The sequence below is a fragment of the Pseudomonas emilianonis genome (assembly GCF_023072625.1).
GTDB classification, from domain to species: domain Bacteria; phylum Pseudomonadota; class Gammaproteobacteria; order Pseudomonadales; family Pseudomonadaceae; genus Aquipseudomonas; species Aquipseudomonas paraveronii.
Genome location: NZ_JAKNRV010000033.1, coordinates 1 through 25,634, shown reverse-complemented (window position 1 = coordinate 25,634; position 25,634 = coordinate 1). Strand labels below are relative to the sequence as shown.

Annotated in this window: 25 protein-coding genes and 7 pseudogenes; 21 read left to right on the top strand and 11 right to left on the bottom strand. The window is 53.9% G+C overall.

What is annotated here, in order from left to right; translation table 11 throughout:
• Positions 1 to 272: NAD(P)/FAD-dependent oxidoreductase (locus tag L9Z73_RS06520; RefSeq protein WP_247397606.1), on the top strand; the 272-nt coding region annotated here is incomplete at its 5' end.
• Positions 273 to 285: 13 nt separating this feature from the next.
• Complete coding sequence (locus tag L9Z73_RS06515) at positions 286 to 1,317, top strand: ABC transporter substrate-binding protein (RefSeq protein WP_247397602.1); 1,032 nt, start codon at positions 286 to 288, stop codon at positions 1,315 to 1,317.
• Positions 1,318 to 1,713: 396 nt separating this feature from the next.
• Here L9Z73_RS06515 and L9Z73_RS06510 read toward each other — a convergent pair.
• The 3 genes and pseudogenes from L9Z73_RS06510 to L9Z73_RS06500 all read right to left on the bottom strand — a co-directional run.
• A pseudogene (locus tag L9Z73_RS06510) lies at positions 1,714 to 1,827 on the bottom strand (NAD synthetase); the annotation flags it as partial.
• 59 nt (positions 1,828 to 1,886) lie between these two features.
• Positions 1,887 to 3,257 carry a heavy metal sensor histidine kinase gene (locus L9Z73_RS06505; protein ID WP_247397613.1) on the bottom strand — a complete coding sequence of 457 codons (1,371 nt, stop codon included), beginning with the start codon at positions 3,255 to 3,257 and terminating at the stop codon, positions 1,887 to 1,889.
• Positions 3,254 to 3,925, bottom strand: a complete 672-nt coding sequence (locus L9Z73_RS06500) for a heavy metal response regulator transcription factor (RefSeq protein WP_247397599.1) — start codon at positions 3,923 to 3,925, stop codon at positions 3,254 to 3,256. Before L9Z73_RS06500 ends, L9Z73_RS06505 begins: the two co-directional genes overlap by 4 nt.
• 146 nt (positions 3,926 to 4,071) lie before the next feature.
• On the opposite strand from L9Z73_RS06500, the gene L9Z73_RS06495 reads away from it, so the two are divergent.
• Both L9Z73_RS06495 and uraH read left to right on the top strand, forming a co-directional pair.
• Complete coding sequence (locus L9Z73_RS06495; RefSeq protein WP_247397597.1) at positions 4,072 to 4,575, top strand: GlcG/HbpS family heme-binding protein; 504 nt, start codon at positions 4,072 to 4,074, stop codon at positions 4,573 to 4,575.
• A gap of 10 nt (positions 4,576 to 4,585) precedes the next feature.
• Positions 4,586 to 4,996, top strand: a complete 411-nt coding sequence (uraH, locus tag L9Z73_RS06490) for a hydroxyisourate hydrolase (protein WP_247397592.1) — start codon at positions 4,586 to 4,588, stop codon at positions 4,994 to 4,996.
• Between the two features lie 198 nt (positions 4,997 to 5,194).
• On the opposite strand, the gene L9Z73_RS06485 is transcribed toward uraH, so the two are convergent.
• Positions 5,195 to 6,136 carry an aromatic alcohol reductase gene (locus L9Z73_RS06485; RefSeq protein ID WP_247397591.1) on the bottom strand — a complete coding sequence of 314 codons (942 nt, stop codon included), beginning with the start codon at positions 6,134 to 6,136 and terminating at the stop codon, positions 5,195 to 5,197.
• Positions 6,137 to 6,233: 97 nt separating this feature from the next.
• Here L9Z73_RS06485 and L9Z73_RS06480 point away from each other — a divergent pair, with 97 nt between their 5' ends.
• The 11 genes and pseudogenes from L9Z73_RS06480 to L9Z73_RS06430 all read left to right on the top strand — a co-directional run bounded on the left by L9Z73_RS06480 (position 6,234) and on the right by L9Z73_RS06430 (position 14,961).
• A complete protein-coding gene (locus tag L9Z73_RS06480; protein ID WP_247397588.1) occupies positions 6,234 to 6,692 on the top strand; it encodes a winged helix-turn-helix transcriptional regulator in 459 nt (152 codons plus the stop codon).
• Positions 6,693 to 6,981: 289 nt separating this feature from the next.
• Positions 6,982 to 7,278 carry an ArsR/SmtB family transcription factor gene (locus L9Z73_RS06475; protein WP_247397610.1) on the top strand — a complete coding sequence of 99 codons (297 nt, stop codon included), beginning with the start codon at positions 6,982 to 6,984 and terminating at the stop codon, positions 7,276 to 7,278.
• A 55-nt stretch (positions 7,279 to 7,333) separates the two neighbouring features.
• The gene (locus L9Z73_RS06470; RefSeq protein ID WP_247397586.1) at positions 7,334 to 8,344 is read left to right on the top strand and encodes a zinc-dependent alcohol dehydrogenase family protein; all 1,011 of its coding nucleotides are present in this window, start codon (positions 7,334 to 7,336) and stop codon (positions 8,342 to 8,344) included.
• Positions 8,345 to 9,035: 691 nt separating this feature from the next.
• Complete coding sequence (locus tag L9Z73_RS06465) at positions 9,036 to 9,500, top strand: thiol-disulfide oxidoreductase DCC family protein (RefSeq protein ID WP_247397584.1); 465 nt, start codon at positions 9,036 to 9,038, stop codon at positions 9,498 to 9,500.
• Positions 9,501 to 9,655: 155 nt separating this feature from the next.
• On the top strand, positions 9,656 to 10,216 hold the full coding sequence (folE, locus tag L9Z73_RS06460) for a GTP cyclohydrolase I FolE (RefSeq protein ID WP_247397583.1): 561 nt from the start codon (positions 9,656 to 9,658) through the stop codon (positions 10,214 to 10,216).
• 36 nt (positions 10,217 to 10,252) lie between these two features.
• A complete protein-coding gene (locus L9Z73_RS06455; RefSeq protein WP_247397582.1) occupies positions 10,253 to 10,963 on the top strand; it encodes an SDR family oxidoreductase in 711 nt (236 codons plus the stop codon).
• A gap of 645 nt (positions 10,964 to 11,608) precedes the next feature.
• Positions 11,609 to 12,511: pseudogene (locus L9Z73_RS31400) on the top strand (HAMP domain-containing protein); the annotation flags it as partial.
• 42 nt (positions 12,512 to 12,553) lie between these two features.
• The gene (locus L9Z73_RS31395) at positions 12,554 to 13,369 is read left to right on the top strand and encodes a methyl-accepting chemotaxis protein (RefSeq protein WP_426101016.1); all 816 of its coding nucleotides are present in this window, start codon (positions 12,554 to 12,556) and stop codon (positions 13,367 to 13,369) included.
• Positions 13,368 to 13,503: pseudogene (locus L9Z73_RS06440) on the top strand (short-chain dehydrogenase); the annotation flags it as partial. The gene L9Z73_RS31395 and the pseudogene L9Z73_RS06440, both read left to right, overlap by 2 nt.
• Before the next feature lie 209 nt (positions 13,504 to 13,712).
• Positions 13,713 to 13,952 carry a hypothetical protein gene (locus L9Z73_RS06435; protein WP_247397580.1) on the top strand — a complete coding sequence of 80 codons (240 nt, stop codon included), beginning with the start codon at positions 13,713 to 13,715 and terminating at the stop codon, positions 13,950 to 13,952.
• A 226-nt stretch (positions 13,953 to 14,178) separates the two neighbouring features.
• Complete coding sequence (locus L9Z73_RS06430) at positions 14,179 to 14,961, top strand: hypothetical protein (protein ID WP_247397578.1); 783 nt, start codon at positions 14,179 to 14,181, stop codon at positions 14,959 to 14,961.
• A gap of 285 nt (positions 14,962 to 15,246) precedes the next feature.
• Here the strand turns inward: L9Z73_RS06430 and L9Z73_RS06425 are convergent, their stop codons facing one another.
• Positions 15,247 to 15,924, bottom strand: a complete 678-nt coding sequence (locus tag L9Z73_RS06425; RefSeq protein WP_247397576.1) for a glutathione S-transferase family protein — start codon at positions 15,922 to 15,924, stop codon at positions 15,247 to 15,249.
• A complete protein-coding gene (locus L9Z73_RS06420; RefSeq protein WP_247397573.1) occupies positions 15,921 to 16,571 on the bottom strand; it encodes a TetR/AcrR family transcriptional regulator in 651 nt (216 codons plus the stop codon). The genes L9Z73_RS06425 and L9Z73_RS06420 overlap by 4 nt, the downstream gene beginning before the upstream one ends.
• Positions 16,572 to 16,737: 166 nt before the next feature.
• Here L9Z73_RS06420 and L9Z73_RS06415 point away from each other — a divergent pair.
• A pseudogene (locus L9Z73_RS06415) lies at positions 16,738 to 16,940 on the top strand (molybdopterin-dependent oxidoreductase); the annotation flags it as partial.
• Positions 16,941 to 17,010: 70 nt separating this feature from the next.
• Positions 17,011 to 17,172, top strand: coding sequence for a hypothetical protein (locus L9Z73_RS06410; protein ID WP_247397571.1), 162 nt, complete (start codon positions 17,011 to 17,013; stop codon positions 17,170 to 17,172).
• A 294-nt stretch (positions 17,173 to 17,466) separates the two neighbouring features.
• Here the strand turns inward: L9Z73_RS06410 and L9Z73_RS31390 are convergent.
• The 3 genes and pseudogenes from L9Z73_RS31390 to L9Z73_RS06395 form a co-directional block, all read right to left on the bottom strand.
• Positions 17,467 to 17,901: pseudogene (locus tag L9Z73_RS31390) on the bottom strand (methyl-accepting chemotaxis protein); the annotation flags it as partial.
• 105 nt (positions 17,902 to 18,006) lie between these two features.
• Positions 18,007 to 18,690: pseudogene (locus L9Z73_RS31385) on the bottom strand (PAS domain-containing protein); the annotation flags it as partial.
• Positions 18,691 to 19,016: 326 nt separating this feature from the next.
• Positions 19,017 to 20,657, bottom strand: coding sequence for a methyl-accepting chemotaxis protein (locus L9Z73_RS06395; protein ID WP_247397569.1), 1,641 nt, complete (start codon positions 20,655 to 20,657; stop codon positions 19,017 to 19,019).
• Between the two features lie 336 nt (positions 20,658 to 20,993).
• Here L9Z73_RS06395 and L9Z73_RS06390 point away from each other — a divergent pair.
• The 3 genes and pseudogenes from L9Z73_RS06390 to L9Z73_RS06380 all read left to right on the top strand — a co-directional run.
• A pseudogene (locus tag L9Z73_RS06390) lies at positions 20,994 to 21,179 on the top strand (DUF393 domain-containing protein); the annotation flags it as partial.
• A 281-nt stretch (positions 21,180 to 21,460) separates the two neighbouring features.
• A complete protein-coding gene (locus tag L9Z73_RS06385; protein ID WP_247397567.1) occupies positions 21,461 to 22,999 on the top strand; it encodes a cryptochrome/photolyase family protein in 1,539 nt (512 codons plus the stop codon).
• A complete protein-coding gene (locus L9Z73_RS06380) occupies positions 22,996 to 23,151 on the top strand; it encodes a DUF2256 domain-containing protein (RefSeq protein ID WP_247397565.1) in 156 nt (51 codons plus the stop codon). The genes L9Z73_RS06385 and L9Z73_RS06380 overlap by 4 nt, the downstream gene beginning before the upstream one ends.
• A 584-nt stretch (positions 23,152 to 23,735) precedes the next feature.
• On the opposite strand, the gene L9Z73_RS06375 is transcribed toward L9Z73_RS06380, so the two are convergent.
• Entirely contained in the window at positions 23,736 to 24,383 is a 648-nt protein-coding gene (locus L9Z73_RS06375; RefSeq protein WP_247397563.1) for a nicotinamidase, read from the bottom strand.
• Positions 24,384 to 24,527: 144 nt separating this feature from the next.
• Between L9Z73_RS06375 and L9Z73_RS06370 the strand changes: the two genes are divergently transcribed.
• Positions 24,528 to 25,220: an NUDIX hydrolase gene (locus tag L9Z73_RS06370; RefSeq protein WP_247397561.1), complete on the top strand. Its 693-nt coding sequence runs from the start codon at positions 24,528 to 24,530 to the stop codon at positions 25,218 to 25,220.
• 75 nt (positions 25,221 to 25,295) lie between these two features.
• On the opposite strand, the gene L9Z73_RS06365 is transcribed toward L9Z73_RS06370, so the two are convergent.
• Positions 25,296 to 25,634 (bottom strand): SDR family oxidoreductase (locus tag L9Z73_RS06365; protein ID WP_247397558.1); only part of this gene is annotated, 339 nt, incomplete at its 5' end.

Sequence of the window (25,634 nt, the reverse complement as noted above, 5' to 3'; positions counted from 1 at the left end):
TGGAGATCCTGCGCAATGCCGGCGAGCTGTACCCGTTTCTCAAGGGGGCCCAGGCGATTCGCACCTGGAGCGGCACCGAAGGTTACCTACCCGATCATGAACCGGTGATCGGCCCCAGCAGCACCCAACCTGGCCTGCTCCACGGTTTCGGCTTTGCCGGCGCCGGGTTCCAGCTCGGTCCGGCGGTCGGTGAAGCCCTGGCAGAGATCGTCTGCACAGGGGCCAGCCGGCAACCCATCGAAGCGTTTTCCATCCGTCGTTTCCAAGCCTGAGAGGAAAAACATCATGAATACTCGTATTGCGCTGTCCTGCTTGTCCCTCGCTCTGCTCGCCTCCACCGCCCATGCGGCGCCGACGCTGTACCTGGGCATGAACGGCGGCACCATGGAACGGGTGTACGCCGACAAGGTGCTGCCCGCGTTCGAGAAGGCCAATAATGTCAAGGTGGTGATCGTGCCCGGCACTTCGTCGGACATTCTCGCCAAGGTCCAGGCCAACAAAGACAACCCGCAGATGCACGTGATGTTCCTCGACGACGGCATCATGTACCGCGCCATCTCCATGGGCCTGTGCGACAAACTGGCGCCGAGCCCGCCCCTGGAGCAGATCCCGGCCAAAGCGAAAATCAAGGACGAAGCCGTGGCCGTGACCCTCGGCGTCACCGGCCTGGGCTACAACGCCAGGATGTTCAAAGAGAAAGGCTGGGCTGCACCGACCTCGTGGATGGACCTGGCCGACCCGCGTTTCAAGGACAAAGTGGTGTTCCAGTCCCTGGCCTCCTCCACCTTCGGCCTGCACGGTTTCCTGATGTTCAACCGTCTCCAGGGCGGCTCCGAAACCAACGTAGACCCAGGCTTCAAGGCCTGGCCAAAAACCGTCGGCCCCAACGTACTGGAATACATCGCCAGCTCGGCGAAAATCTCCGAGATGGTGCAAACCGACGAAGCCGCGATCTTCCCCCTCACCCCGACCCAGGTCGCCACCCAGAAACTGCTCGGCGTGCCGATGGAATATGCGCAACCCAAGGAAGGCGCCGTGGTGTTGAACGTCGCCGAATGCGTGATCGCGCGTAACGACCAACCGGAACTGGCGCAGAAACTCGCGGCCTTCCTACTCACCGCCGAAGCCCAGGCACCTGCGCTGGAGGAAGGTGACCAGATCCCGTCGAACCCGACCACGCCCACCAGCGACAAGACCCGCGCGCGGGTGGAGGCGATGCAGGGTTATTTGCAGACGGCGGTTTCGATTGATTGGGACCAGGTGAACCAGGCGCGGCCGGAGTGGAATGCGCGGTGGAGTCGGTCGATTGAGCGGTAGGCAGCGATAACGGCTCGCGCCCACGCGTTTGCGTGGGTGCGATTACTACCTTGCCCTGCAAGCATTGAGTTTGCGTTACTTTGAGTGTTTTTCGTAGAACGCGACCACGACCGCCCTCTGGGCTCGAATCTCGCTAAGCTACTGCCGCATCTCTCGATGGCGGGGAGTATTGAACAGAAGCAACCCCAGGAGCGGAAACGCGATACCCAGCGCATAAGCCAACGTATGGGGACTGAATGGAATCGTCGGGATCACCAGCATCAGGCAAAAAGCGAAATAGCCCACCATAAATCCAGCGGCCCATCGAGGGCCACGCGCAATCATGAAGTTTCCAAACACTAGAAAAGCTGTCAACGAAAGCAGGCCCCAACCAGACACTTCGGTTTGCAGCGGTCAGCCCCCCAAGACATCCTTTAACTGAGTCAAGGTGGCATGACGGATTGGGTGGGCACTATAGCTTTTAGGCAATGCCCCTGCTCGCTGCCACAATTTGAGTAATTTTGCAGTCAGTCAGTGCGTGAGGGCGGATTAGATTGGGTAAGCCGGCGCAGTCATTTAAGGAAAACTATTCAAACGTTTCGAATAGGAAACTCCAAGCGAAAGCTAGTTCCTAATTGACTGCTATCTACGGTCACTCGACCGCCATGCAGCTGCAGAATTGAGCGAACGATTGCTAACCCAAGGCCACCGGAATCATCCGGCTGATTGCGTGAGGGGTCGCAACGGTAGAAGCGATCAAACAGTCGAGGAAGGTGTTCCGCTGAAATCGGCTGGCCTTGGTTGTGCACAGTAACTTCAATACTGTCCGCCAACACCACACTGCTAATAGTCACTGCCGTAGCGGGAGCCCCATAACGCAGTGCGTTGGCGAGCAGGTTAGCCAATGCTCGACGGATCAAGGCCGGATCAGCACGCAACTGATCATGGGCTTGATTGATTAGCGTGACATCGCGTTCTTGCGCCAAGCCTTCAAAATACTCACACAGTTGCTCTACTAGATCGTGCAGGTTGATGAGCTCATCACTTACAGATGCATGCGACTGCTCGGTACGCGCGAGGAACAGCATGCTGTCGATCATTCGCGCTAGACGCTCATATTCTTCCTGATTGGAAACAAGCAGGTTCTGATAGTCCTCGATTGAACGACCATGCCTCAGGGATTGCTGGGTATGCCCCATCAGGTTAGTGAGCGGGGTACGCATCTCATGGGCGAGATCCTCTGAGAATCGTGATAGCTGGGCGAACCCCTCTTCAAGGCGTGCAAGCATGTTATTAAGCGCCTGGCTGAGCGCTTGTAGTTCACTCAGATCGTTGAACTCATCCAGCCGCAGATGCAGATGGTGTACATCAATTGCGGCAGCGCGCTTCGCCAGCAGGCGCACAGGTCGTAAGCCTCGCTGACTGACCCACCAGCCGAGCACAAAAGCCAGCAGCGCGCCGACTGACATCGCGAGCCAGAGCTTGAGTCGGTAAGCCCTGAGCATCTGCTCGCGCTCACTCAACAACTTGCCAGCAATCAGGGTCAAGCCGCGATCACCCTGCATGACATGCTGCCAAGCAAGCCGCACTGACACTGAAGAGTGGCCGTCACCGAGCTGAGCCTGGGCTGCGGCAGGTAACTGGGGCAAGCGCATGCTTACGGGGTTGATTTCGATCAGCACCTGGCCAGTGTCATCGACAATCCACAGCAGGTTGTCGCGATTGCCCAGCATGTTTTCGTAAAGTTTGGGCCGATTTCGTAGTTGCTCGATGCTGTCACTGTCGTTGATCAACGCCTGCATGCGATCCAGGCGCCCGAGTAGGGCCTGGTCATCGCGCCACGCGATTTCTCGCTGTAACGACTGATAAAGATAAAAACCAATGGAGCCCAGCAGCAGCGCACTGACCAGCGCGAACATAACCGCCAGGCGCAAGCTCAGGGCACGCGGAAACAGTTTCAGGATTGCACCTCAAGCATGTAGCCGATGCCACGTACTGTGTGTATCAACTTTAGTGGGTAAGGATCGTCAACCTTGGCGCGCAGTCGCCGAATGGCGACATCGACCACATTGGTATCACTGTCAAAGTTCATCTGCCAGATCTGCGAAGCAATCGAGGAGCGCGACAGCACCTCCCCTTCCCGACTGACTAACAGGTGCAACAGGGCAAACTCCTTGTTGGTCAGGGTCAGGCGTTCACCCTGACGCGTGACCTTACGCCGCAACAGATCCACGCTCAGGTCTGCAACCAAGAACTGCTCGACCTCACGGGGAGGCCCCCTGCGCAGCAGGGTACGTACACGGGCCAACAACTCGGCATAGGAAAAAGGTTTGACCAGGTAATCATCGGCCCCTGACTCAAGCCCTTTGACCCGATCCTCCACAGAGTCCCTGGCGGTAAGAAAAAGCACCGGCGTTTGCCACTTGCGCCGAATAATCTGAAGCAATTGCCATCCGTCCAGGCCCGGCAGCATGACGTCCAGAATGATCAAGTCGAACTCACTTTCCTGCGCCAGGTACTGGCCCTCCAGGCCATCCAAGGCAACCTCAACCACGTAGCCCGATTCAGTCAGGGCTTTGTGGAGGTAATCCGCTGTTTTCGTTTCATCTTCGACGACCAGGATACGCATCTTTTCCTCCAAAACTGGAGCATAGGCTAGCGCGCCTGACCGTTTTGGCACATTACATCTTGGTAATCATGAGGCAATCATTCTGACGGAGTGCACCGGTCATCATGTGTGGCTATGACTCAGCCAGACAAAATAAAGGAAAAAGCATGCGTATAAGCCTACCGACTTCATTGCTGACGTCACTCGCAATGAGCTCCGCGCTCGCCGTCGCATCACCGGATCAAGTTGTGCAGCGCAACGACGTGTCATTGGCAATGGCCAATGACTTGCTAAATGCCGCGCGGGCAGCGTGTCATGCCGATGGCCGTACAAGTGTTGCCGCAATTGTCGACCGTGGAGGCAATTTAGTCGCCCTGCAGCGCGACGATAACGTTGGCCCACACAACACATTAGCAGCCCAACGTAAGGCCTATACCGCCCTATCGACCAAGACGCCAACACGACTATTGGCAGAGCGTGCTCGCAGTACACCCGATGCTGAAAACCTCAACACCCTGAATGAGCTATTGCTGCTGGGCGGCGGAGTGCCGCTGTTGTTTGAAGGCCAAGTAATTGGCGCTATCGGAGTGGCCGGTGCAGGTGGGGCAGCATTCGATGAAGGGTGCGCATTAGTCGCTATCAACAAAATTTTACCTGCCGTTAAAAACTAAGGACATCATCATGACTGTATTAAAAGCTCTCTTCGCTGGCGTTGTATTGAGTGTCGTATCGTCACTGGCATTAGCGGCAGGAAACCCGCTCAGTGTGCATGTACTCAACTTACAAGATGGTTTGCCGTCTCCGGGTGTCAATGTCACGTTGGAAAAACAGGACGGCAAGAGCTGGAACATGCTCAACAGCGCAGCGACAAACGAGCAAGGTCGTATTCCCGGGCTGTACCCCAATGGTCAAGCCCTGGAAAAAGGCACCTACCGTGTCACCTTCAAAACCGGTGAGTGGTTCAACGCTCACAAAATCTCAAGTTTCTTTCCGGAGGTACCGGTCATTTTTGAGGTAGACGGCACCCTTGCGCACTACCACATCCCATTACTGCTCAGCCCCTACGGTTTCTCTACCTACAGAGGGAATTGAGCGTCTACCAGACAAAGAGACAAGGCCGCCCCTCATCGCATGGGCGGCATTTTTGTGCACGCCCCACTTTGCTGAGAATAACCGGTTGGGGACTCCCCTCGAACGTTAACGCCTTCGCATAGCACCCACTATCGGGCCAAGGTGCTTCTGAGCAGGTAAATCATGGGCGCGAGAACGTTCGGCTACCTGCTTTTGCGTTCAATTGTCTGTAAGGTATTTCCGAGCCCACTGCTCAGCGGTGGTGACTTGAATCGACTGCTGCTCGTTGAAAGTGACAGCTTTAGGCCACGCCACGCCTCGACCTTGTGCGAACACAGCGCGGTACTTTTTGATGTGATGAGTCGGGTCTTTCTCCAATTCCTGGATTAGGTACGGAACAGTCCACACGTTACGTTTGAATGGGCGTCCCAGAACACGTTCAAGGATGCTCGCAACCTGCCCATACGTCACAGTGTCGCCAGAAAGGTAGACGATTTGATTGCGGAATCGAGGTTCAAAGAAAACGACTTCCGCTGTCAGAGTACCGATGTCGTCTGGTGTCGTGAGCGTCACGCTGTTTTCAAGACTGCCTAGGGCGTTCACTGCGTCGTTTTCGAAGTCCACTACCTCAAATACAGGCTCGAAAAGGAAACTGGTGAACATACCCGTCGAGATGATTACCCATTCAGTTTTGTTTTGGGCACGAAGCAACTCGCGCACATCGAGCTGAGCATCGAATAGATCCTGGGGACTGCCCCGACCGATCACCTCAAAATCGACGCCAAACTGCCATGGGAAGTAGCGCTTCACGCCGGACTTGAGAGCTGCTGTCGCCAACTTCATCGGGGTTTCTCGACCCGCGACCATGCCTGCGCAGCCTATTACCGTATCGAACCGTGCGAACACTTCAGCAAGCTGATCGATTGAATCATTCACTAGGTCTGCGGCGACCATTTGAATGCCCAGACTACGGAGCTCATCGATTTCTACCTTTTTCTCAGGCACCTGAGTGTTGATGGTCGAATCCCTGAGCAGGACGCTGATTGTGGAGCCGGGTATACGCTTTGCCACCTGCGCAAGATTGCGTAAAACCGGAAGGCCAAGTTCACCGGCGCCTAGAACGAGAATTGATTGTGGGGAAAGCGGGGTCACTTTGGTCATGATTTCTCCTGAGACCGGTTGCCTGTAAGATAAGCGAATGCTTGCACGATTCAGCAGCGCTCGTAAGAAGGCACACGTGTGATACCAGGGGGGAGAAATGACCGATCATGAAACTCTTAGCCAAGCAGAAGCTATCTGCCAAACGCTTAGAGAAGATGATGATGGAGTCAGGCGGGAAGTCCTCGCTCACGCAGGTAGCCGCTGGTCATTGGGCATCCTGCATGCCTTGGGTGTGTACGGTAAGATGCGCCATGCCGAGATAAAAAGGCAGATGGCTGGTGTGACTCAGCGAATGTTGACGAAGACGCTACGCTCCATGGAGCGTGATGGCCTACTGATTCGGCGGGAATTCGGTGAAATTCCGCCCCGCGTCGAGTACGAACTGACGCCGCTGGGCATGGGGCTGTTGATCCGTATGTCCCCTATCTGGACGTGGGTAGTCGAAAATGCCGAGGATTTCCGCAAGGCACGTCGCATTTTCGACAGTCAGGATGGCAAAAAACCTTCATGGCAAATCCCCTCGTCGATTCCAGTAGATCCAGAAGCGCTTGAGTAATCTTTAGCGTTGCAAGTAACGTCCTTAGGCTAAATCGGGCTAAGCGTCCGTCCAACTCAGTAACTCGACGTGTATCAGGCAGAGCCTATAAAGTCGCTCGCGATCCGGAGCGCCTGCTCATTGAGAAGCGCGCCGAGGTACTTTCAGCGGCAGTCTATCCGCTGACAGATGATGATTGGGCTATGTACTTCGACCAAAGACTGCTGGAGGCGAGCTACTCAGCAGTAAATCCGCCGGTCATATAGATTATTTATTGAACATTTTGCAAAAACCCGTAACATCGCCCACCATGATACTCGAACAGCTCAAAGCCTTGGGCAATGACACTCGCATGCAAATGATGGAGTGGCTCAAAGACCCACTCAGTAATTTCCCACCTCAGGATCATGACGATCCTGCAATAGGAGTGTGCGTAACCCATTTGCAGCACAAGGCCGGCCTTTCACCTTCGACCGCGTCTGCACACTTAGCTATCTTGCAACGTGCAGGCTTCGTGCTAACCACCCGCATCGGAAAATGGACTTACTATCGGCGCAACGAGCAGGCGATTGCTGATTTTGCGGCTAGACTGACAATCGAACTATAATTTCTAACATTTCATTTCGTTATTTCGCGTAATTAGAAAACGCAAGGAATCCCCTATGAGCACTAAAACTATCTTCGTCCAACCCGGTGGCGGTTATGAAAAGGTTGTGGTTGGCAGTAGCGAAGTCCGGGCCGCAGCGCGCGGCGAAATCACCGTGCGCCTTCACGCCAACTCGCTCAACTACCACGACTTCGCGGTGGTCAGCGGTATGTGGGGGCCTAGCGAAAAACGCATCCCCATGGCCGATGGTGCAGGTGAAGTCATTGCTGTCGGCGAAGATGTCACTGAATTTAAGGTGGGTGACTCGGTTGTTAGCACATTCTTCCCTGAGTGGATCAACGGTGCGCCACTGGTTGAGGGCTTTGTTAGCGTGCCAGGTGATGGCATTGACGGCTACGCTCGTGAGCAAGTGACGGCCAAAGCCACATCGTTCACCCTCGCGCCTACCGGATACAGCCATGCTGAAGCGTCGACGCTCACCACTGCAGGCCTTACTGCATGGCGCGCCCTGATGGCCGATGACTCACTCAAGCCGGGCGACACTGTGCTCGTCCAAGGCACTGGTGGCGTTTCAATTTTCGCTCTGCAGTTCGCTAAAATGGCCGGTGCTACCGTCATTGCTACTTCTTCAAGCGACGAAAAACTTGAACGTCTGAAAGGGCTAGGCGCTGATCATGTGATCAATTACCGCAAAGACCTTAACTGGGGTGAAACTGCACGCGCTCTAACGGGCGGCCGTGGTGTTGATCACATCATAGAAGTCGGCGGCCCTGCGACTCTTGAGCAATCGATGATTGCAACTCGGGTTGCTGGTCACATCTCCATCATCGGGATACTGAGTGGCGTAAGCGGTGCAATGAATTTTGTACCCGCACTGATCAAGCAAGTGCGTCTGCAGGGTGTACTGGTGGGCAGCCGCAGCCAGCAGCAAGACATGATCCGAGCCATCAATGCTAATGGTATGCGTCCGATTATTGATCGTCATTTCCCTTTGAGCGAGATTGTCGAAGCGTTCAAGTATCAGGAAACCAACAAGCATTTCGGCAAAATTTGTCTGGATATCTAAGCGCGCATTACTGAGCATGAGAAGACCTTAAGGTTCGCCATGTGATTAGCTCTTCACGGCTTGCAAGGTTCGTCATTCAGACCTCAATGTAGGAAAAACCCATCCACAATAGTTGCCTCTCACTGTTCATGACGGCGTATGCGACCTCTGCAACCGTCCTGTCTTGAAAGCAATGCGCTAACCGGACTTTCTCCTGATCGCGGCAGATGTCAAAACCACCTAGAGAGGCTTCAGGGTGGAGCGTAGTGATTGATCGGTAGGATTGCATGCTGACTTGCATAGGTCGGCCACCACCCTTGTACTCAATCGATCACCTTGTATAACTTTTTGCAAGGTGTTCTCAAAAAACGGACTGGGCTATTTGCAAGGTGTCTAGAGAATCCTGGGCGATTCAAGCTGCATCACACCTTTGGACTCGCTCACGTCTTAGTGATGAATTCAGTCCTGCGCCGCAAGCATTAACGTGCCTGACCAATTCTATAACGCCCCGCTTTTCCAAGAATAATGGGGGTGCCCACGATAACGGGAACGCCTTCGAGCACCTTGCCGTCACGAACCTGGATATGAACAGACAGGCGATCCGTTCACGAAACCGGGCGTCAGAGCGCATAGCACGGCAAAAGAACATTGCTCATTGTCAGTCCGTTTCTTTCAGCATATCTTGTACACAACCTATACAAGAGCATGCTCAATGTACAACAAAATGAAGTGGCCACTGACGCTGTACTTTGACGGTGAATGCCCTCTGTGTGCGCGCGAAATCAAGCTCCTGCGCGGACATGCCGTAAAGGATCGACTGCTTTTTGTGGACATCAGCAGCGGTGTATTCGACGCCAATGCACTCGGGTTCACGTTCGAGCAGATGCAGTCCTCGCTGCACGCCCGTTTCGCTGATGGACGCTGGGTAACGGGCCTGGATGCCACACTGTGGAGCTGGCGAGCCGCCGGCTTGGGCTTTTGGGCAACGCCATTGACGTGGAGTTTATTCCGCCCGCTGCTTGAATTCGGTTATCGCCTTTTCTGCCACTTACGCCCCCATTTGGCGTGGTTACCTCACCCAGATAGTGGCCGTCGCTGTCTCGATAACCGTTGCGAGGTGCCGGCGTCCAAACCCGCATCGGACGACCAGTCCACGTTGAAAACAAAGCAGACCTAGAAAGCTCCAATTTGTAATGGGCCCGGCGAAGAGCCTGGGTCATAGCTGATCTGGCGAACCCTGTGTCATCTGCGTCAGATCGTGCGCAGCAGATAGTCTCCTACTGCCAAGGATTGGCCGACACATAAAGCGCAGCAAGGCTTCGAGGAATCAAGATGAACCCATCATTAGCAGAGCATTACCGTGAAATTCTCGTCGGCGTAGGCGAAAACCCTGAGCGTGAAGGACTGCTGGATACACCCAAGCGCGCAGCCAAAGCAATGCAGTACCTGTGCAACGGCTACGCAATGAGTCTCGATGATGTGATCAATGGCGCATTATTCGAATCACAAAACGATGAAATGGTCATAGTGCGCGACATCGAACTGTATTCATTGTGTGAGCATCACATGCTGCCTTTCATCGGTAAGGCTCATGTCGCGTACATCCCCACAGGAAGGGTACTGGGCCTGTCGAAGGTCGCCCGAGTGGTGGATATGTTCGCCCGTCGCTTACAGATCCAGGAAAATCTTACAAAGCAAATTGCCGACGCCATACAGAAAATTACCCATGCGGCTGGCGTGGCAGTAGTCATTGAAGCTAAGCACATGTGCATGATGATGCGAGGCGTGGAGAAGCAAAACTCGGTGATGACCTCTTCGGTGATGCTGGGAGCTTTTCGCGAGTCGTCCGCTTCGCGTCACGAATTTCTGCAACTGATAGGGCGAATGGGTTAATACCGAAAAATCGCGCCAGACTGTGGGTGAGGCTAAATGAACAGTTCCTTCAAGATGAACTCCCTTGGCGAGGGCTACCGTGCCTTGGTGATTGGCGCCAGTGGCGCGCTTGGCTCGGCTTTTTGTGAGTTACTCAATCAGGATCCACAGTGTGCGTATGTTCGTCAGTTGGGGCGCAACAGTGTTCCACACCTCGATCTGGAGGATGCCGACAGTATCGCCAGGGCGGCCTCCGAATTAGCTCAAGAAGCCCCGTACCAGTTAATTTTGCATGCTGCCGGTCTGCTCCATCGCGACGAAATCAAACCTGAAAAAAGTTACTCCGCTATTGAGGCGGATACGCTCCAGGCGATATTCCAAGTCAACACAATCGGGCCTGCGCTGGTTTTGCGTCACTTTCTGCCCTTGCTTGATCCTCGTGGCGCGATGGCGATGCTCTCTGCCAAGGTGGGTCGTATCGGCGATAACCGCTTGGGCGGTTGGTATGCCTATCGCGCCTCCAAGGCAGCACTAAACATGCTGATTAAAACGGCGGCCATCGAACTGGCAAGAACGCGACCTCAGAGCCGCCTGCTGAGCCTTCACCCAGGTACAGTTGTTTCAGCACTGTCGCAACCCTTTCGTGGCGCCTCTGCCGCCAGGCCGGCAAACGTGGCCGCCTGTGAATTACTATCACTGATCGACCAATTAGAGCCTGCCGACAGCGGCAATTTCTTTGCCTATAACGGAGAACGCCTTCCTTGGTAGGCAGCGAGTTAACCTTGAATCGTAGGCGTTGACTGAAAGGGTATCGAATGGGGAAGTACGCGAGTTGGAGCAGCTGTCGCTAGAGGGCGATTTTTATCTGGCACGAGTCAGTCTCTATCACGACCTGTTCACTTTGCTGGACGTTGTAGCCTATCCACCTTCGCACCATCAATCATGGTATCGCAGATGCCCGGTGCCAGAGGTAAGGATTAGTCCCTGAAAGCTCCTGATGTTTACGACTAAACCTAGTGTACGTCGAAGTTCTTTTTGAACCCGCGAAGGTTCATCATGAAAAGGCAAACCTGCCCACAATATATTGCTCAGGCTAAAGCATTCAAATCCTGTCATCCGCCTTGCTGGTCGTTGAGACCCGATAAGCCAGGCAGCGAGCACCATCACCAACATCGCAGGCCATTGAATCCATTCTAGATAAGCTAAGCTTTTCACCTCGTTCAAAATGGCGATTTACGCAGTTTCAATGACGGTTCGCGTTTCGGCCTGAAAATGAGTAAGATCGCACAATATTTGCTCAACCAAAAGGGAGCCATTTTATTTAATTATGTAAGATATGTTGGACGGACGCTTATACCGCTGGCACGGTATCTTTCTTTGGTAAACTCATAATTACCAAGCCGTTTTTTGTTGATGCTCTTAGAGAGGAGTCGGCAACAGTTAGATACGCTGCATATCCAGCGCGACGTCTTGACCAAGTCATACGCCGATTACAGTGCAGGCAATTTCTTGAACGTGCGCTTCAGACGCAAACGCGTGAGCCACGCTATTATTTCCTTTACAATATTGGAGAACTCGGTGACGTTAAGTATTTCTCGTTTGATGGCTTTCTGTGCAGCAGGCTTGGTCGCAACTGCCGTTGGTTTGACCCTATTAATGCACACCCAAATTAATGAACTCGATGGCATGGAGCTCAATAGCGAACGGTTAGGGATCGCTCTTGAATCGACCCAAAAATTGCGCTACGACAGCGCACAAATCCAACAGTTTTACACTGACGCTAGCCTAACCCAAGACCAAGAACCCATAGGCGATGCACAGAAATATTACAACGCATCGCTTCAGTTGCTCGATGAACTAACACCTATGGTTCCGAGCCTCTCCAGCAATATTCAGGCTTTGCGCACTCCACTTGAGCAGCTTAACAGCACCGGAAAGCTCATGGTGCAGGCCTATGCCCGTGATAAAGTTGATGGTGATAAAGTCATGGAAGACTTTGACCTGCGTTCAGCGAAAGTTATTTCCGACTTTGCTGCTTTTAGTGAGCCGCTGGATAAGCTATATCGTCAGCAGCTAATTGACAGCAAGGCTGAGCGCACAATGATTCGAACCACCAACCTCATCGCCTGGGGCACGGTCTTGGTCATTATGCTGGGGGCGTTGTGGTTAATTGCCAATCGAGTACTACGCCCCATGTACTCTTTGAGTAAGGCTCTGAGCGCGTTGAATGATGGCAGTGGCGACCTGAGCCGCACTATCAAATCGAATCGAGATGACGAAATTGGTCAGGTTATCGAACTGTTCAATGCATTCCTTGGAAGCCTACGCCTCAAAATCACCACAGTTGCAGATGTTTCAATGGGGCTGGAGCGCTCCGCCGAACAATTGCTGAGTGATGCTGACGCGTCTCAGCGCAGTGCTACGGATCTTCAAGTCGAGGTGGAACAAGTTGCGGCGGCGGCTAATCAGATGGCTACCAACGTGCAGGGCGTTGCTACAAACGCCCAAGCCAGCGCGGCTCAAACTCAAGATGCCGACAAGCAGGCACAAGCGGCGATTACCGTCGTCAATAAAACCATCATCGATATTCGCGCCCTTGCAGATGAGGTGGGTCGTGCTGCGATTGTGATTTGCGATCTAGAAGGCCATTCACGCGAGATAGGTGGGGTACTGGAGGTGATTCGTACTATTGCCGAACAAACCAATTTATTGGCTCTCAACGCAGCCATTGAAGCCGCTCGTGCAGGCGAGCAAGGTCGTGGTTTTGCCGTAGTGGCTGACGAAGTGCGTACGCTCGCTAGCCGAACACAAAAGTCTACGCAAGAGATAAATGGCATGATCGACCGCCTCCAAAACGCTTCGAAGCAAGCCGTAGAAGTAATGGACGATAGCCGTGTCTTCGCAGAGCGAGGCGTGCAGCAGGCGATTAGCGCTGGCGAGGCGCTGCAACGCATTAGCGGACTAGTGTCTTCTGTATCAGACATGAGCCTACAGATAGCTCAAGCTGCAAATGAGCAGGCCATGGTTACCGATGAAATTAATCGACGAATCAGCAGTGTCTCGGTCGTCGCGAACACCACTGTAGCGCTAGCCGAAAGCACTCTTAAGCGCGGACGCGAAAGCGGCGGAGACGCCGAGCGCTTATTGGAAATCGTGCATCAGTTCAAATTCTAACCTTAAAACGGCCGCCTTCGAACTGGCACGAACGCGGCCTCAGATCCGCTTGTTGAGTCTTCATCCCGGCACCGTTATTTCGTGCCTGCCGCCCCCCCTTTCGCGGTGCCTCTGAAGCCAGACCGGCAAGCATTGGTAAGTATTGTCCTCAGATTCGACTATTTGCATCTGTCGGGAATAAACGCCGGTATCGTCGAGAAGTACTCTGAGAGCCTCCCTCTTGCTGGCTTCCCGATCAGCCACACAGTTATCGTACTCCACGCTTTTAGCCGGCCCCGCATCCAGGCATGGGTCGCGCTCGACCGGCGGGGGCGAATTGGATTTGGAGCTGGAGCAGCCAGCGATGAGTACGCTTGATAGCGCCAACAACCAGAGCTGGTTATGGACGCCCATCTGGCTGCGCCCCAAGCCCAAAGGCTTTGGGCCGGAGAATTCGCAGTCTTGGTGTTGTCTGCAAAGCTTTGCTGTGACGTACCGCACGCCATGGCCAGACTCCATCAAAGGGCGCTCGGATTTTTCAGCGACCATCGGTGTTTTTCCTTCAACTCGCGACCTCGTCCTGAAGACCGGTCTTGCCAACTAAATGCTAAGTGCCCGCGCAAGGCGCAATGGCTCATTCGTGGCGCCAATTCTGCCAGAGGGCTTCAGTGGTCGCGATGAATAGACACACCGCCAGATTCCGGGTTTTCGTAGAACTTAACTTAGCGAGCCTTCCGAGTATCAGTACCGGCTATTGCCATGTTCTAGATCTTTCTGGGAATGTATGCGCAGCCATATCCACCCAAACGCGACGCACACAAGGAATATCTATGAATCAGGTTGCTGAAAGGTACTTTGGCGTATGGAAGCGGAGTCTGATCCAGTACCGCTCAGGGCGTTCGGACAGCGAAACAGCCGTGTACTGGCTACAAACACCGCGACTGTTTGCAGACCTAAGAATCCCCTCGATTTCACTTCCAAGTCTGGCGCTCGAAGACCTCAGCCACTCTCAACAACTGGCATTGTGTGAACAGCAAGGTTTCGCCGGGGTGACCCAAGTAGACGAAGACATTTGCCAATGGCATCGCAAATTGGACTACCAGCCGGTCAATGACGAGGAAGACATTGGACGCATGCACTTTGAAACCAGTGAGCGCCTAGTAGAGACGGCTCTGGATGAGAGTTACTACGAAATATGGGAACGTTTACCCGACTCACTCGGCTCTTGTCGAGGTCAATGGTTGAAAGCGGTGGACGAGCCGTCGCACCAGGGCTGCCTGCTATTGGCCGGAGACTATTTTATTTTCGCCGCCAGTCGTCCCACACCGATAACACCGGGGACTCATTTGCGCGAAAAATTCGGCGAACCCGAAAACTCATTTAACCCAGCCTCCCTTTTAGCCTGCGAACTGTCTTTTGGTAGGCATAACGCGGGAGAAACTCCATGGAAAATAGAGTGTTCGACGCTCCCCGCCAAAACAGGCCAATTCCTACTGCCGTCGTCAGTGGATCCGTTTGCTCCGGCTATTTTTGCTAACGAAACCGTCATGTCTTCACTCGGCACATACAGTCCAGCTGGAGGTTGGCGCTGTGCGCCTGATCCACAATGGTGACCGCCTAATGCTGACATCACACTTGAGGTTGGCTTGCCAGACTGGTTTGTAGGTAGCACTTAGGAGCACCACTTGAGCGGCTGTTAAAGGCGCTGTGCATAGGAAAAAGCCGCCCGGTGCGGGCCCCTTATAGGGGCCCGCAGCCTTGAACCGAGCAAATTGCTCCACTTTTACCAATGCTCACTGGAGCAATGACGTGCGGAAGCCCGGATACGTAAAAGAACATTAAATCTCGACCCAATAGCGGGGAGTCCATTCATGCAAGTCGATCATGATCTGGCGCGCCTACTGACTAATCTGAGGAAACATTGCCTTACGCGCGTCAGCATCCATCTCGGTCTTGTAACTGTGGCGGGTCTTCAGTTCTTCGGTTCGCTGTGCTGCCGGTCGAGCATTGATGCCATCAAGGAGCCGTTTTACGTTTGGAAGTTTTACCCAAGCGTCATCACCTAGGATGAAAGGTACCGCGCGCGCCCAACCCCATACGGCCATATCCACCAGCGTGTACTCACTTCCGAGCATGTAAGGCTGTTTGGCCAGGTGCTCGTTGATGATCGTCCAGTGACGCCAGGCTTCGAAGGTGTAGCGGGTAACGGCGTAGTCTTTTGGCTCGGGTGCGAAGTGCTTAAAGTGAACAGCCTGTCCAGAGTAAGGGCCGATACCGGTCGCGACGAACATGAGCCAGGAATACATCTCACCTCGAGCCTTGAGATTGTCAGCAGGCAGGAACATACCTGTTTTTTCGGCTAGATAGAGCAGTATGGCGTTGCTGTCGAATACCACGTTGTCACCATCAACCAGAGCCGGTGTTTTGGCATTCGGATTGATCTTAAGAAACGCCGGATCGTGCTGTTCACCCTTGCGCGTATCAACAGGGATGAGTTCGTACTCAAGGCCTGACTCCTCCAAGAAAAGCGCAACCTTGGCGGGGTTAGGAGACGGGTGATAGTAGAGCTTGATCATATTGACTCCGTGCAGTGGTTTTCAGTGAACATCGCTAACGCCAAGGGAGGAAGCCCAAGGCTTTTGATTGCAATACTAATGGCGTCTGTTACCCACGCGGGATCGGGATTAACACGTGCCAAAACTCGAATGCCCAGCAACACACTGAGCAAATGATGCGCCCCCTGCTTCACATCAATCTCGACGGAATCGACAGATTGCATGCGGAAGGTTTGCAGGCGGCCTTCAAAAAAACTGCGAATGGACTCGAACTCTTCTGCGACGGCCTGTCGCAAATCCGTGTCTTCTGCATTTGCTTCGAGGGCAGAATTCACCAGCAGACACCCACGATGAAAAGGATCGTTCAGTGTGCGATTCAACACCTCTGCGAAGAACCCAGTTATGGCCATTCCAGCGTTTGGCAGAGCTTCAAGGCGCCGAATTCGATCACGCACACTGCACTCTAGATAGTGCACGAGGGCGCGACGGTAAAGACTACGTTTGTCGCCAAACGCGTTGTAAAGGCTTGGCTGATTGAGCCCGGTGCGATTGACGAGGTCTCGGGTCGAGGTGGCCTCGTAGCCTTGCGTCCAGAACGCTTCAGCGACGGCTGTTAAAACAGTCGACTCATCGAATGTACGGGGACGGGCCATGGTTTTCGCACGCATTAGAGAACTGTTGTTGACCATAGCACATGTTTTGTATCGCTCACCACAAAACAAATTTCACATCCCAGAACCTCACTGACCAGTGATGCGCACGGAAGAACTATCGAATGGAAGAGCAACAACTGGTCAATTTTTGATATCGACTCGCTCCCTTGCACATCCAGTCACGGCAGTGCATGCGCAAACGCTAATGACGCTGACCTACGACGGTGCCGTACTGCCCCGTGAATATGGCTTCCCAATGAAACTGCGCATGCCCACCAAGCTTGGTTATAAGAACCCAAAGCCATTCAAGCGATTTTCGTCACCAATACCTATCCGGGTGATTACTGGGAAGACCTGGGCTACAACTGGTTCGGTGGTAGCTGACGCCCATGGCAACCCCATTGCGCAGCCCGGGCTGCGCTTTTTCGCAACCTGAGTCTCAAGGAGCTTCACTATGAAAAAGTTAACGACTGCAATCCTAGGTATTTACCTGGCAGTGGGCGTCGCGGTTGTACATGCCGACGATACGATGAAGAAGAACACGAGGAAAAAAGATTCCATGTCCAATGACGGCATGAAAAAAGACGACATGAAAAAGAATGACATTTCTCAGTAAAGCAGGGCATTGCAGGAAATTTATACTGCGTCTGGAAAACCCGCCTCAGCGGGTTTTCTCGATGGCGCTTATAGGTGTATGGGATCAGGATGTAACTGCAATGCCTCACCCTATTTGGTAAGGTATTTGAAGTTACGAAGTTCAGGTTCGCTGCATTGCCCCCTCAATCCTTCTTGGATTTGAGTATTTGATGCGGGTGGACTCTTTGACATTGCCTGATATCAGACTGGCCTGGATGGAGGCCTTACTCATCTGACACCTAGGGCGATTCGCACTCCAGAGCCACATCATTTCCTAAGCAACCTGATTCGCAAATTTGCCGACCGCGTCGACTACCCTTTTAGCGCCATCCTGGATTTCCAGTATTACCTCTCCTGCCTGAGTAGCAAGTACAAGGCCCTGTTCAGCTTGGGACTTGCTGTTCGCCATTTCAGCTACGGTCTCTTCGACCAGCTTCTCGTTCTGCAACACGACAGAGGCAATTTCTTCAGTAGCGCTGCTGGTGCGTCCAGCCAATTGTCGAACCTCATCCGCTACTACCGCGAAGCCTCGGCCCTGTTCGCCTGCACGGGCGGCTTCAATCGCGGCATTCAATGCCAACAGGTTGGTTTGTTGGGCAATACTACTGATCGTTTGAATGATCGAGCTGATCAACAATGACTGCTTACCAAGCGCTTCGACCCCGCCAGAGGCAGCCTGCATATCAACGGCAATTTTACGCATAGTATGCATAGTGTCATTGACTACCACGGCTCCTCGCTGAGCACTGACATCAGTCTGCTGGGAAATTTCAAACGCAGTTTGGGCAGCCTCACTGACCGCTTGTTCACGGATAACCTGGTCGGTGACAACGGTCGCAAATTTAACCACCTTGCAGAGTGTTCCTTCGGTGTCATAAACCGGGTTGTACGTCGCCTCCAGCCATACCGTCTGACCGCGACTGTCAATACGCTCAAATCGGCCGGCAACAAACTCACCCTTGTTCAACATTGCCCAAAAATCCTTGTATTTCTGGGACGAGGTTTCTTCTGGTGTGCAGAAAATACGGTGATGACTGCCTTTAACTTGGCCCAGGCTGTAGCCCATTGCTTTTAAAAACTGATCATTCGCCGTAAGTACATGCCCGGAGAGATCAAACTCAATCACCGCCGTCGAACGAAGTAATGCGTCAATGAACGAGACGCTTTCCGATGCTTTTTCCAATCGAGAGGTAATGTTCGTCGCATAGCAGGTGATATGACTCAACCTGCCAGTCATATCCGTTATGGGCTGCCAATGCGCATGAAGCCACACCAATGAACCGTCAGTGTGCAGGTACCTGTATTCGTCAGAGATAGACTTACCTGCGGCTACGGCTGCCCGAAAGTTGTGAAAGCACGGTAGCTTGGACACATACTGCGGAACGAGATCGGCCATGGCGCGACCTATAAGCTGACTCTGGGTGTAGCCCAAAGCCTGCGCAAAACTTTCATTGCATGCGGTAATTTTAAAAGTTGAATCAATACTCAACGTTAGCATTTCACGGTTTAGGCCATCGCGTAATTGGCGCAGCTCCGACAGCTCTGCTGCCTGAGATTGAAGCTGGTTCTTGATTTTGGTATTGAACATGGGAAACCGCCTGTTGGGTCATAATAAGTCTATCGGCATGGTCAGCAGGATGTTGAGGCGACCAGACGAGTGAAACGTCATATAGAAAAATCTTCCTACATCGTCGCTGAGCTGCCATGACATACCGTATTTACTCGCGTCCGGGTTAGACGTTCAATCTTTCGGCGGGCAGATCACTGGTAGCGTAGCAGGCACCCATGCGCCATAGAGGGACTTCCTAGCTCACCCCGAATATCCTAAGCGGCGCTGAAGACCGCCACTTTCGCGGTAAGGCGATCCGCCAACTGCGAGAGCTCCATGCTAGCCGTTGCCACTTGAAGCGAGCCGGTGGCCGACTGCACCGTGGATCCGTGGATGCGGTTTATATTTTGAGCGACATCATCGGCAACGCTACTCTGCTGCACGGAGGCACTTGCGATCTGGGCGTTCATATGACTGATGGCGCCAACCTGCTCGCTGATCCTGGTTAATGCATTCTGCGCACTGCGGGTTTGTGTGACCGTTTGGCTCACCAGCTCGCAACTATTGCGCATTGTTTGCGATGCGGTTTCAGTACCCACTTGCAGCGTGCTGATCATCTCCCGAATTTCCTCGGTCGACTGCTGTGTACGATTGGCCAGCGAGCGCACCTCATCAGCTACCACCGCAAACCCGCGCCCATGTTCTCCTGCCCTAGCAGCCTCAATAGCAGCGTTTAGGGCCAACAAATTGGTTTGCGAGGCGATGGAGTTGATTACGTCGATCACTGACTCGATATTTTCACTGTGTTTGGATACCTGATTCACGGTGTCCGTAGTTTGCTCCAGGGTTATTGCAAGCCGTTCGATGGCAAGAGTGGTGCTTGCAACTAATTGATTGCCACTTTCCACTTCTATATCGGCCAACCGGGAAGCATTAGCCGCCTGCGCGGCATACCCGGATACTTCATTAACAGTCGCAGCCATTTGCGTGATTGCTGCGGCCACCTGCTCGGCTTCGCGGGTTTGCAGGCTGATCTGCTCATTGTTAGCCGATGAGGTGGCAGACAATTGGGCAGACGAGTGATTGACCTCACGGGCCGCTATCCGCACCTGCTGGATAGTCTCTGCCAGGTGGCTAAGCGCGTCTTTCAATACCCCCATCACGCTGTCCGGATAATCTGTAGAAATAGTCTGATTCAGGTCACCTGAAGCCAGCCGCTGGATAGCTAATGCAACCTCGGCGGGCTCCGCGCCCAGCGTGGACTTAACGAAACGAATAATCACAGCTGACAGCATGATGCTCAGCAGCAGGGCAATAACGGTTGCGATCAGCATCAGCGTACTGAACTGGCTAGCGGTTGCCTGAATCGCGCCAAGCTTCACCTTGATTGACGCCTCCTCGTAGTCGATCAACGCATTCACGCGTTTCAACCACTCACTGTAATCCAAAGACGTTTGACGCATCAGCAGTGCCTGGGCTCCTGAAATATCGCCAGTCCGGCGCAGGGACAGTACCGCCTGGGTAGATTTCAGGGTTTGTTGTTCGATGTCCTTAATAGCGCTGAGCAATCGAACCTCTTCGGCAGTCACGCTTACGCCCTTGAACAGCTGATCCATAGGCGCCGCCGAGTCGGAGTAAGCCTTTTCCAAGGTTGTAACCTCCGACAAGTGTTTTTCCAGATCCAGATCGGTCGTCACCAGCACCGCATCCCGGATAGCAATGGCGCGGTTGTGCACGCTCCCACGGAAATTGATGGCATAGCGCTGCACCTTTGCCGCGTTTTCGCTAACGTCGACCAAGGTCGAATCAATGAACGCAACGCGCTGAATACCGATGGCTGTTATCACTATAAGTAGCGCCAGGATGGCTGTGAAACTGAGGCCTATACGTGTGGCCAACGAAAGCGTTTTCTTCATGGCTAGCTCAATAATATGCCCTGTCCGGGACAGGCTTAATGCGATCGCTTCTAATCTGTAATCGCGTTAAATGCGCCGACGATAAATCGATGCTGGATGCGTCATCTGAACTGCAATGGGCATAGCGGGCTATCCATGGGATTTCAGGGTGACTTTTGCAGTCGTATCTGATGAGTGAGGCTGTCGAAAGCCAACGTTCTTGAGATCACCAAAGGGGCAGCAATAAACCCATTTCATCGCTTAGCTGAGCTCCCATTGTCAGTTCAGCTCTTTGAGAATATCCTTTAAATAAACTTATACAAAATGTTTGTTTATGTACAATAAAAATAGTGGCCACTGACGCTCTATTTTGATGGCGCGCGCCCACCATGCGCTCGAGAAATCAAGACACTACGCACACAGGCTATGCCGGATCGCCTCCTGCTTGTTGACATCCGCGATGATGCGTTCGACGCAAAATCCCTGGGATCTCCTCTTGAGCCTACGGAGTCGTCGCTGCACGCCAGGTTCGTCGATGGAACATGTGGGAACGTAGCCACGTTGATAGTCGCAGAGCGACGATGTCACTACGTAAGGTGAACTGACCGGTAGTAGCAAAATCGATTAGGCGGTACAGGTTTGCTGACAGCAAAAAAACACTCACGTCACCCACCAAACCGGCCAAAAAACACCTATACACTCACATCTCCCTGTATAGGTTTTCTCGCTCGATATCGAAAGTTCGATGGAAGGATCGGTACTGCGCATAATCGCTGCGGCGCCTTATTGCTTCTGCGCGCATTTATTCCACTGGATTCTGTTTGATGCATACGACTCGCCGGCTACTCCTCGTCCTAGGTGACCAGCTATCTTTCAATCTCGCCTCCTTGCATGGGCTGGATACCAAAAGCGATACAGTGCTGTTGGCCGAGGTGATGGAGGAAGCACGCCATGTCCCTCACCATCCGCAAAAAATCGCCCTGATCTTTAGCGCCATGCGGCATTTCGCAGAGGCTCTGCAGCAGCGAGGAATTCGAGTGCAGTACGTTGCGCTCGATGATCCAGAAAATACTGGGTCGGTGCCGAGCGAATTACGGCGGTGGCAGGCACTCATGCAACCAGATGAAGTACACATCACAGAGTGCGGCGACTGGCGCCTGGAGCAATCACTCAAGGACTGTGGCTTAGCGATCCAATGGCACCTCGATAGTCGCTTTCTCTGCACACGCACAGAGTTCTCTAACTGGGCCAAAGGCAAAAAGCAGCTGCGCCTGGAGTTTTTCTACCGCGAGATGCGTCGCAAGAGCGGGTTATTACTAAATGGCGACGGCACCCCGGTCGGAGGCGCCTGGAACTTTGACGCGGACAACCGCAAGGCATTGCCCAAGGGTATTAGACCCCCTTCGCCAGCCCGCTTCAGCCCGGATGCAATCACTCAGGATGTGCTTGCGTTGGTAGCCAAACACTTCTCCAGCCACTATGGCGCCCTCGATACGTTCTCCTACCCAGTAACCCACGCCGAAGCTCAGGCCCTATGGGTTTACTTCCTTGACTGGGGCTTGGCAGCCTTCGGCGACTATCAAGACGCCATGGCTAGCGACGAGCCTTTCCTGTTTCATGCCCGTATAAGCGCTGCACTAAATATTGGCCTACTGGATCTTCGTCAGCTTTGCAGCGATGTGGAGTCAGCCTATTTGGCGGGCAGTATTGCGCTCAATGCTGCGGAAGGCTTTATTCGCCAGTTGATCGGCTGGCGGGAATACGTCCGGGGCGTCTACTGGCTGAAGATGCCTGACTATGCCGAGGGCAATGCATTCGGTAATACCCGGTCGCTGCCTGAGTTCTACTGGACAGGCGAAACACGCATGAACTGCATGCGCCAAGCCATCGACCAAAGCCTCGAGCATGCCTACGCACACCATATCCAGAGACTGATGGTCACCGGTAATTTCGCTCTGCTCGCGGGCATCGTACCCAGTCAAATTTGTGCCTGGTACTTGGCAATTTACATGGACGCGTTCGACTGGGTGGAGCTACCCAATACACTCGGCATGGTCATGCATGCCGATGGCGGGTATCTGGGCTCCAAGCCCTACTGCGCAAGTGGCCAGTACATCAAGCGCATGTCTGACTATTGTCATGGCTGCACGTACAAGGTGAGCGAAAGCATCACGGACGACGCCTGCCCTTTCAACTCACTCTACTGGCACTTCCTGATGCGTCACGGTGACCGTCTGCGCGGTAATAACCGCATGGGCATGACCTATAAAAACCTCGACCGCATGGATGAATCCAAACAGCAGGCGCTGTGGCGACGCGGCGAGTGGTTGCTCGCTAAATTAGATGAAGGGGGGGCATTTTGAAACAGCGTGAGCGCCCCATCAACACCTGCATGATCTGCGGTGTTCCCTTCACATGGAGAAAGAAATGGGCGCGCTGCAGGGAGAAAGTTCGTTACTGCTTAGAGCTCCGCCGGCGTAGCATTCTTTCTTCCGGGTCGAAAGTGGTGATTTGATTGGAAGCATTTCCGACCCACGCAAAGCTACGGTGTTTGATAACGGTAGGTTTTTATCAAACGTTGGATAGACCGGTGGAAATATTTAAACCTCTGCGTACCAAGATTAAAGCACCGTCACTGCGTTCAACGCCCAGTGTGGGATGACCTGAAACTCAAACTGCGGCCTTCAATTCCTACGCTACCAAACCAAGTTTTTACGAGGAAGGATCGAGCTCATGCCATCGCAATATTCGCTAGCTGATGTCCTAGAGAGGACGTACCAAAACCAGCTAGCCCTTGAGGCAGCCCTGATGGAATTGACCCGCCATGTGGAAGCCCCGATATCTGCACGTATCAACTCATCTGGATCTTCTTGAACCTTTTCAATAAATCCCCATCCTTTATCCGCCTCTGAGCTAGCGCCTCAGTCGTGTCCATTTCTGGCCGAAAACATGGACAAAATCCTGACTCTGTAACTCTTTGAATTTATTGGATTTAGGCGGTAAATCTTTAGACATGCTCACGGGTATACCTGTCGGTGTCGAGCAAACCCAGGATCACCGGGGCTTCGTAGTCGTAGGCACTTTCCATGGTGTGTCCCCTTAGCGCGTGGCCATCGCAGCCAGTTCTTCGCGGGTGCGGCTGATGCAGGCACCGGCCTTGAGCAACTCGTTGACAGCCTGTACACCGCCCTCCTGCGCAATACCCCGGCACGCCGGCAGGTGCAGCACCACTTCCAGGCCGGCCTTGAGCAGTTGCAACGCGGTGGTCTTGACGCAGTAGTCGAGGGCCAGGCCGCCGACGATCACGCGGCTTACGCCCTGGGCTTTGAGGTACTCGATCACGCCCGTGGACAGCTTGTCGTGCAGGTCGTGGTAGCAGGCGCCGTAGGGGTGCAGGTCGGGTTCGACGCCTTTCCAGATGAAGTAATCGTAGTCATAGGGCGTGGGCAGTTCATCGAGCAGGCTGAAGCCCTCGGTGCCCGGCACGCAGTGGCTGACCCAGGTGACATCGGCGTGGGACAGGCCGGTGGGTTGCAGCATCTCGCTATGTTGCTTGACCACCCACGGTGCATGCGGAGTGTGGGCGTCCTTGCTGCCGACACGGTAGCCCGCGAGGCTGGCCATGTAGTTGAGTTCGGCACCGATGAGGTCCCCCTCGGCCACTGGCAATTCGTTGGGGCACAGCGGCGTAAAGCTCTTCTGGGCGTCGACGTCGAATGAAGCGATGGCATGTTTCGAGAGGGTCATGGCGGGTCTCCTGCGGCCTGAAAAAAAGTACACGTCACGTACTTTCATTGCAAGAAAGATTTATTTATATAGGCTTTAGTCAGTACATGACATATTTTTTCGATCCGTTAGACCGTGCACCACCGCTGTTTAGAAGGACTGCACATGCCACTTAGCGCCTACCTCCACACCGTCGACCTGTGCGTGCTGTTCTACTGCCGCGCGGCGGGAGAACTGAAGCTGCTGCTGAACAAGCGCGACACCGAACCCTTCGCCGGGCATTGGGCACTGCCGGGTGTGGTGGTGAATGGCGACGTGCAGGACCTGAGCCTCACGGATGCCGTGGAGCGCCTGCGCGCGAGCGACAAAGTCGGCCTCGACCTGGTGTGGAGCGAGCAAGTGGGTACGGTGGGCGACGCGTTCCGCGACCCGCGTTGCTGGTCGTCGTCCACTTTCTACCTGGCGATCATCGCGGATGAGGTGACGCTGAGCGAGCATCAAGCCTGGTTTTCGCTGGATGCGGTAGCCGACGGCCGCATCAAGTTGCCGTTCGATCACAACACTATCGTGGCCGCCGTGCATGAGCGGTTACTGTCCAAGTCGCTGTACAGCAGCTTGCCGCTGATGTTCCTGGGCGAAGAATTCAGCGCACCACAAGCGACGGCGATCTTCTCGCTGGTGCTCGCGCGGCCGGTGTTGAAGAGCAGTATTCGCCAGCGTTTGCTGAAGCTGACTGAGGTGGGGTATTTGCGGGAAACGGGGCGCAAGAAACCAGGCGAAGGCGGCAGGCCCCAGGCGACGATGGAGAACTTGAAGCCTGGGAAGATTTACTTCTTTGATCGCAGTTTTGCCGACTAGCGCGGTATTCAAGAACAACTACGATCCAATGTGGGCCGAGGCTTGCGCGCTCCCACATGTTGATCGGTGTATGGCCTAACTCATCCAGTTACCGCCATCGACGTTGTAGGTCTGGGCGACGACATAGTCGGCGTCCTTCGACGCGAGGAAGATCGCCATACCGGTGAGGTCTTCAGCCGTGCCCATGCGCCCGAACGGCACCTCATCCCCTACCCGCTTCTTTTTCTCGCCCGGCGCCAGGCCTTCATGCTTGGCGAACAGCGCGTCCACCCCGTCCCAATGCTCGCCGTCGACCACGCCCGGGGCGATGGCGTTGACGTTGATACCCTGCTTGATCAGGTTCAGCCCCGCCGATTGCGTGAGGCTGATCACCGCCGCCTTGCTCGCGCAGTACACCGCGACCAGCGGCTCGCC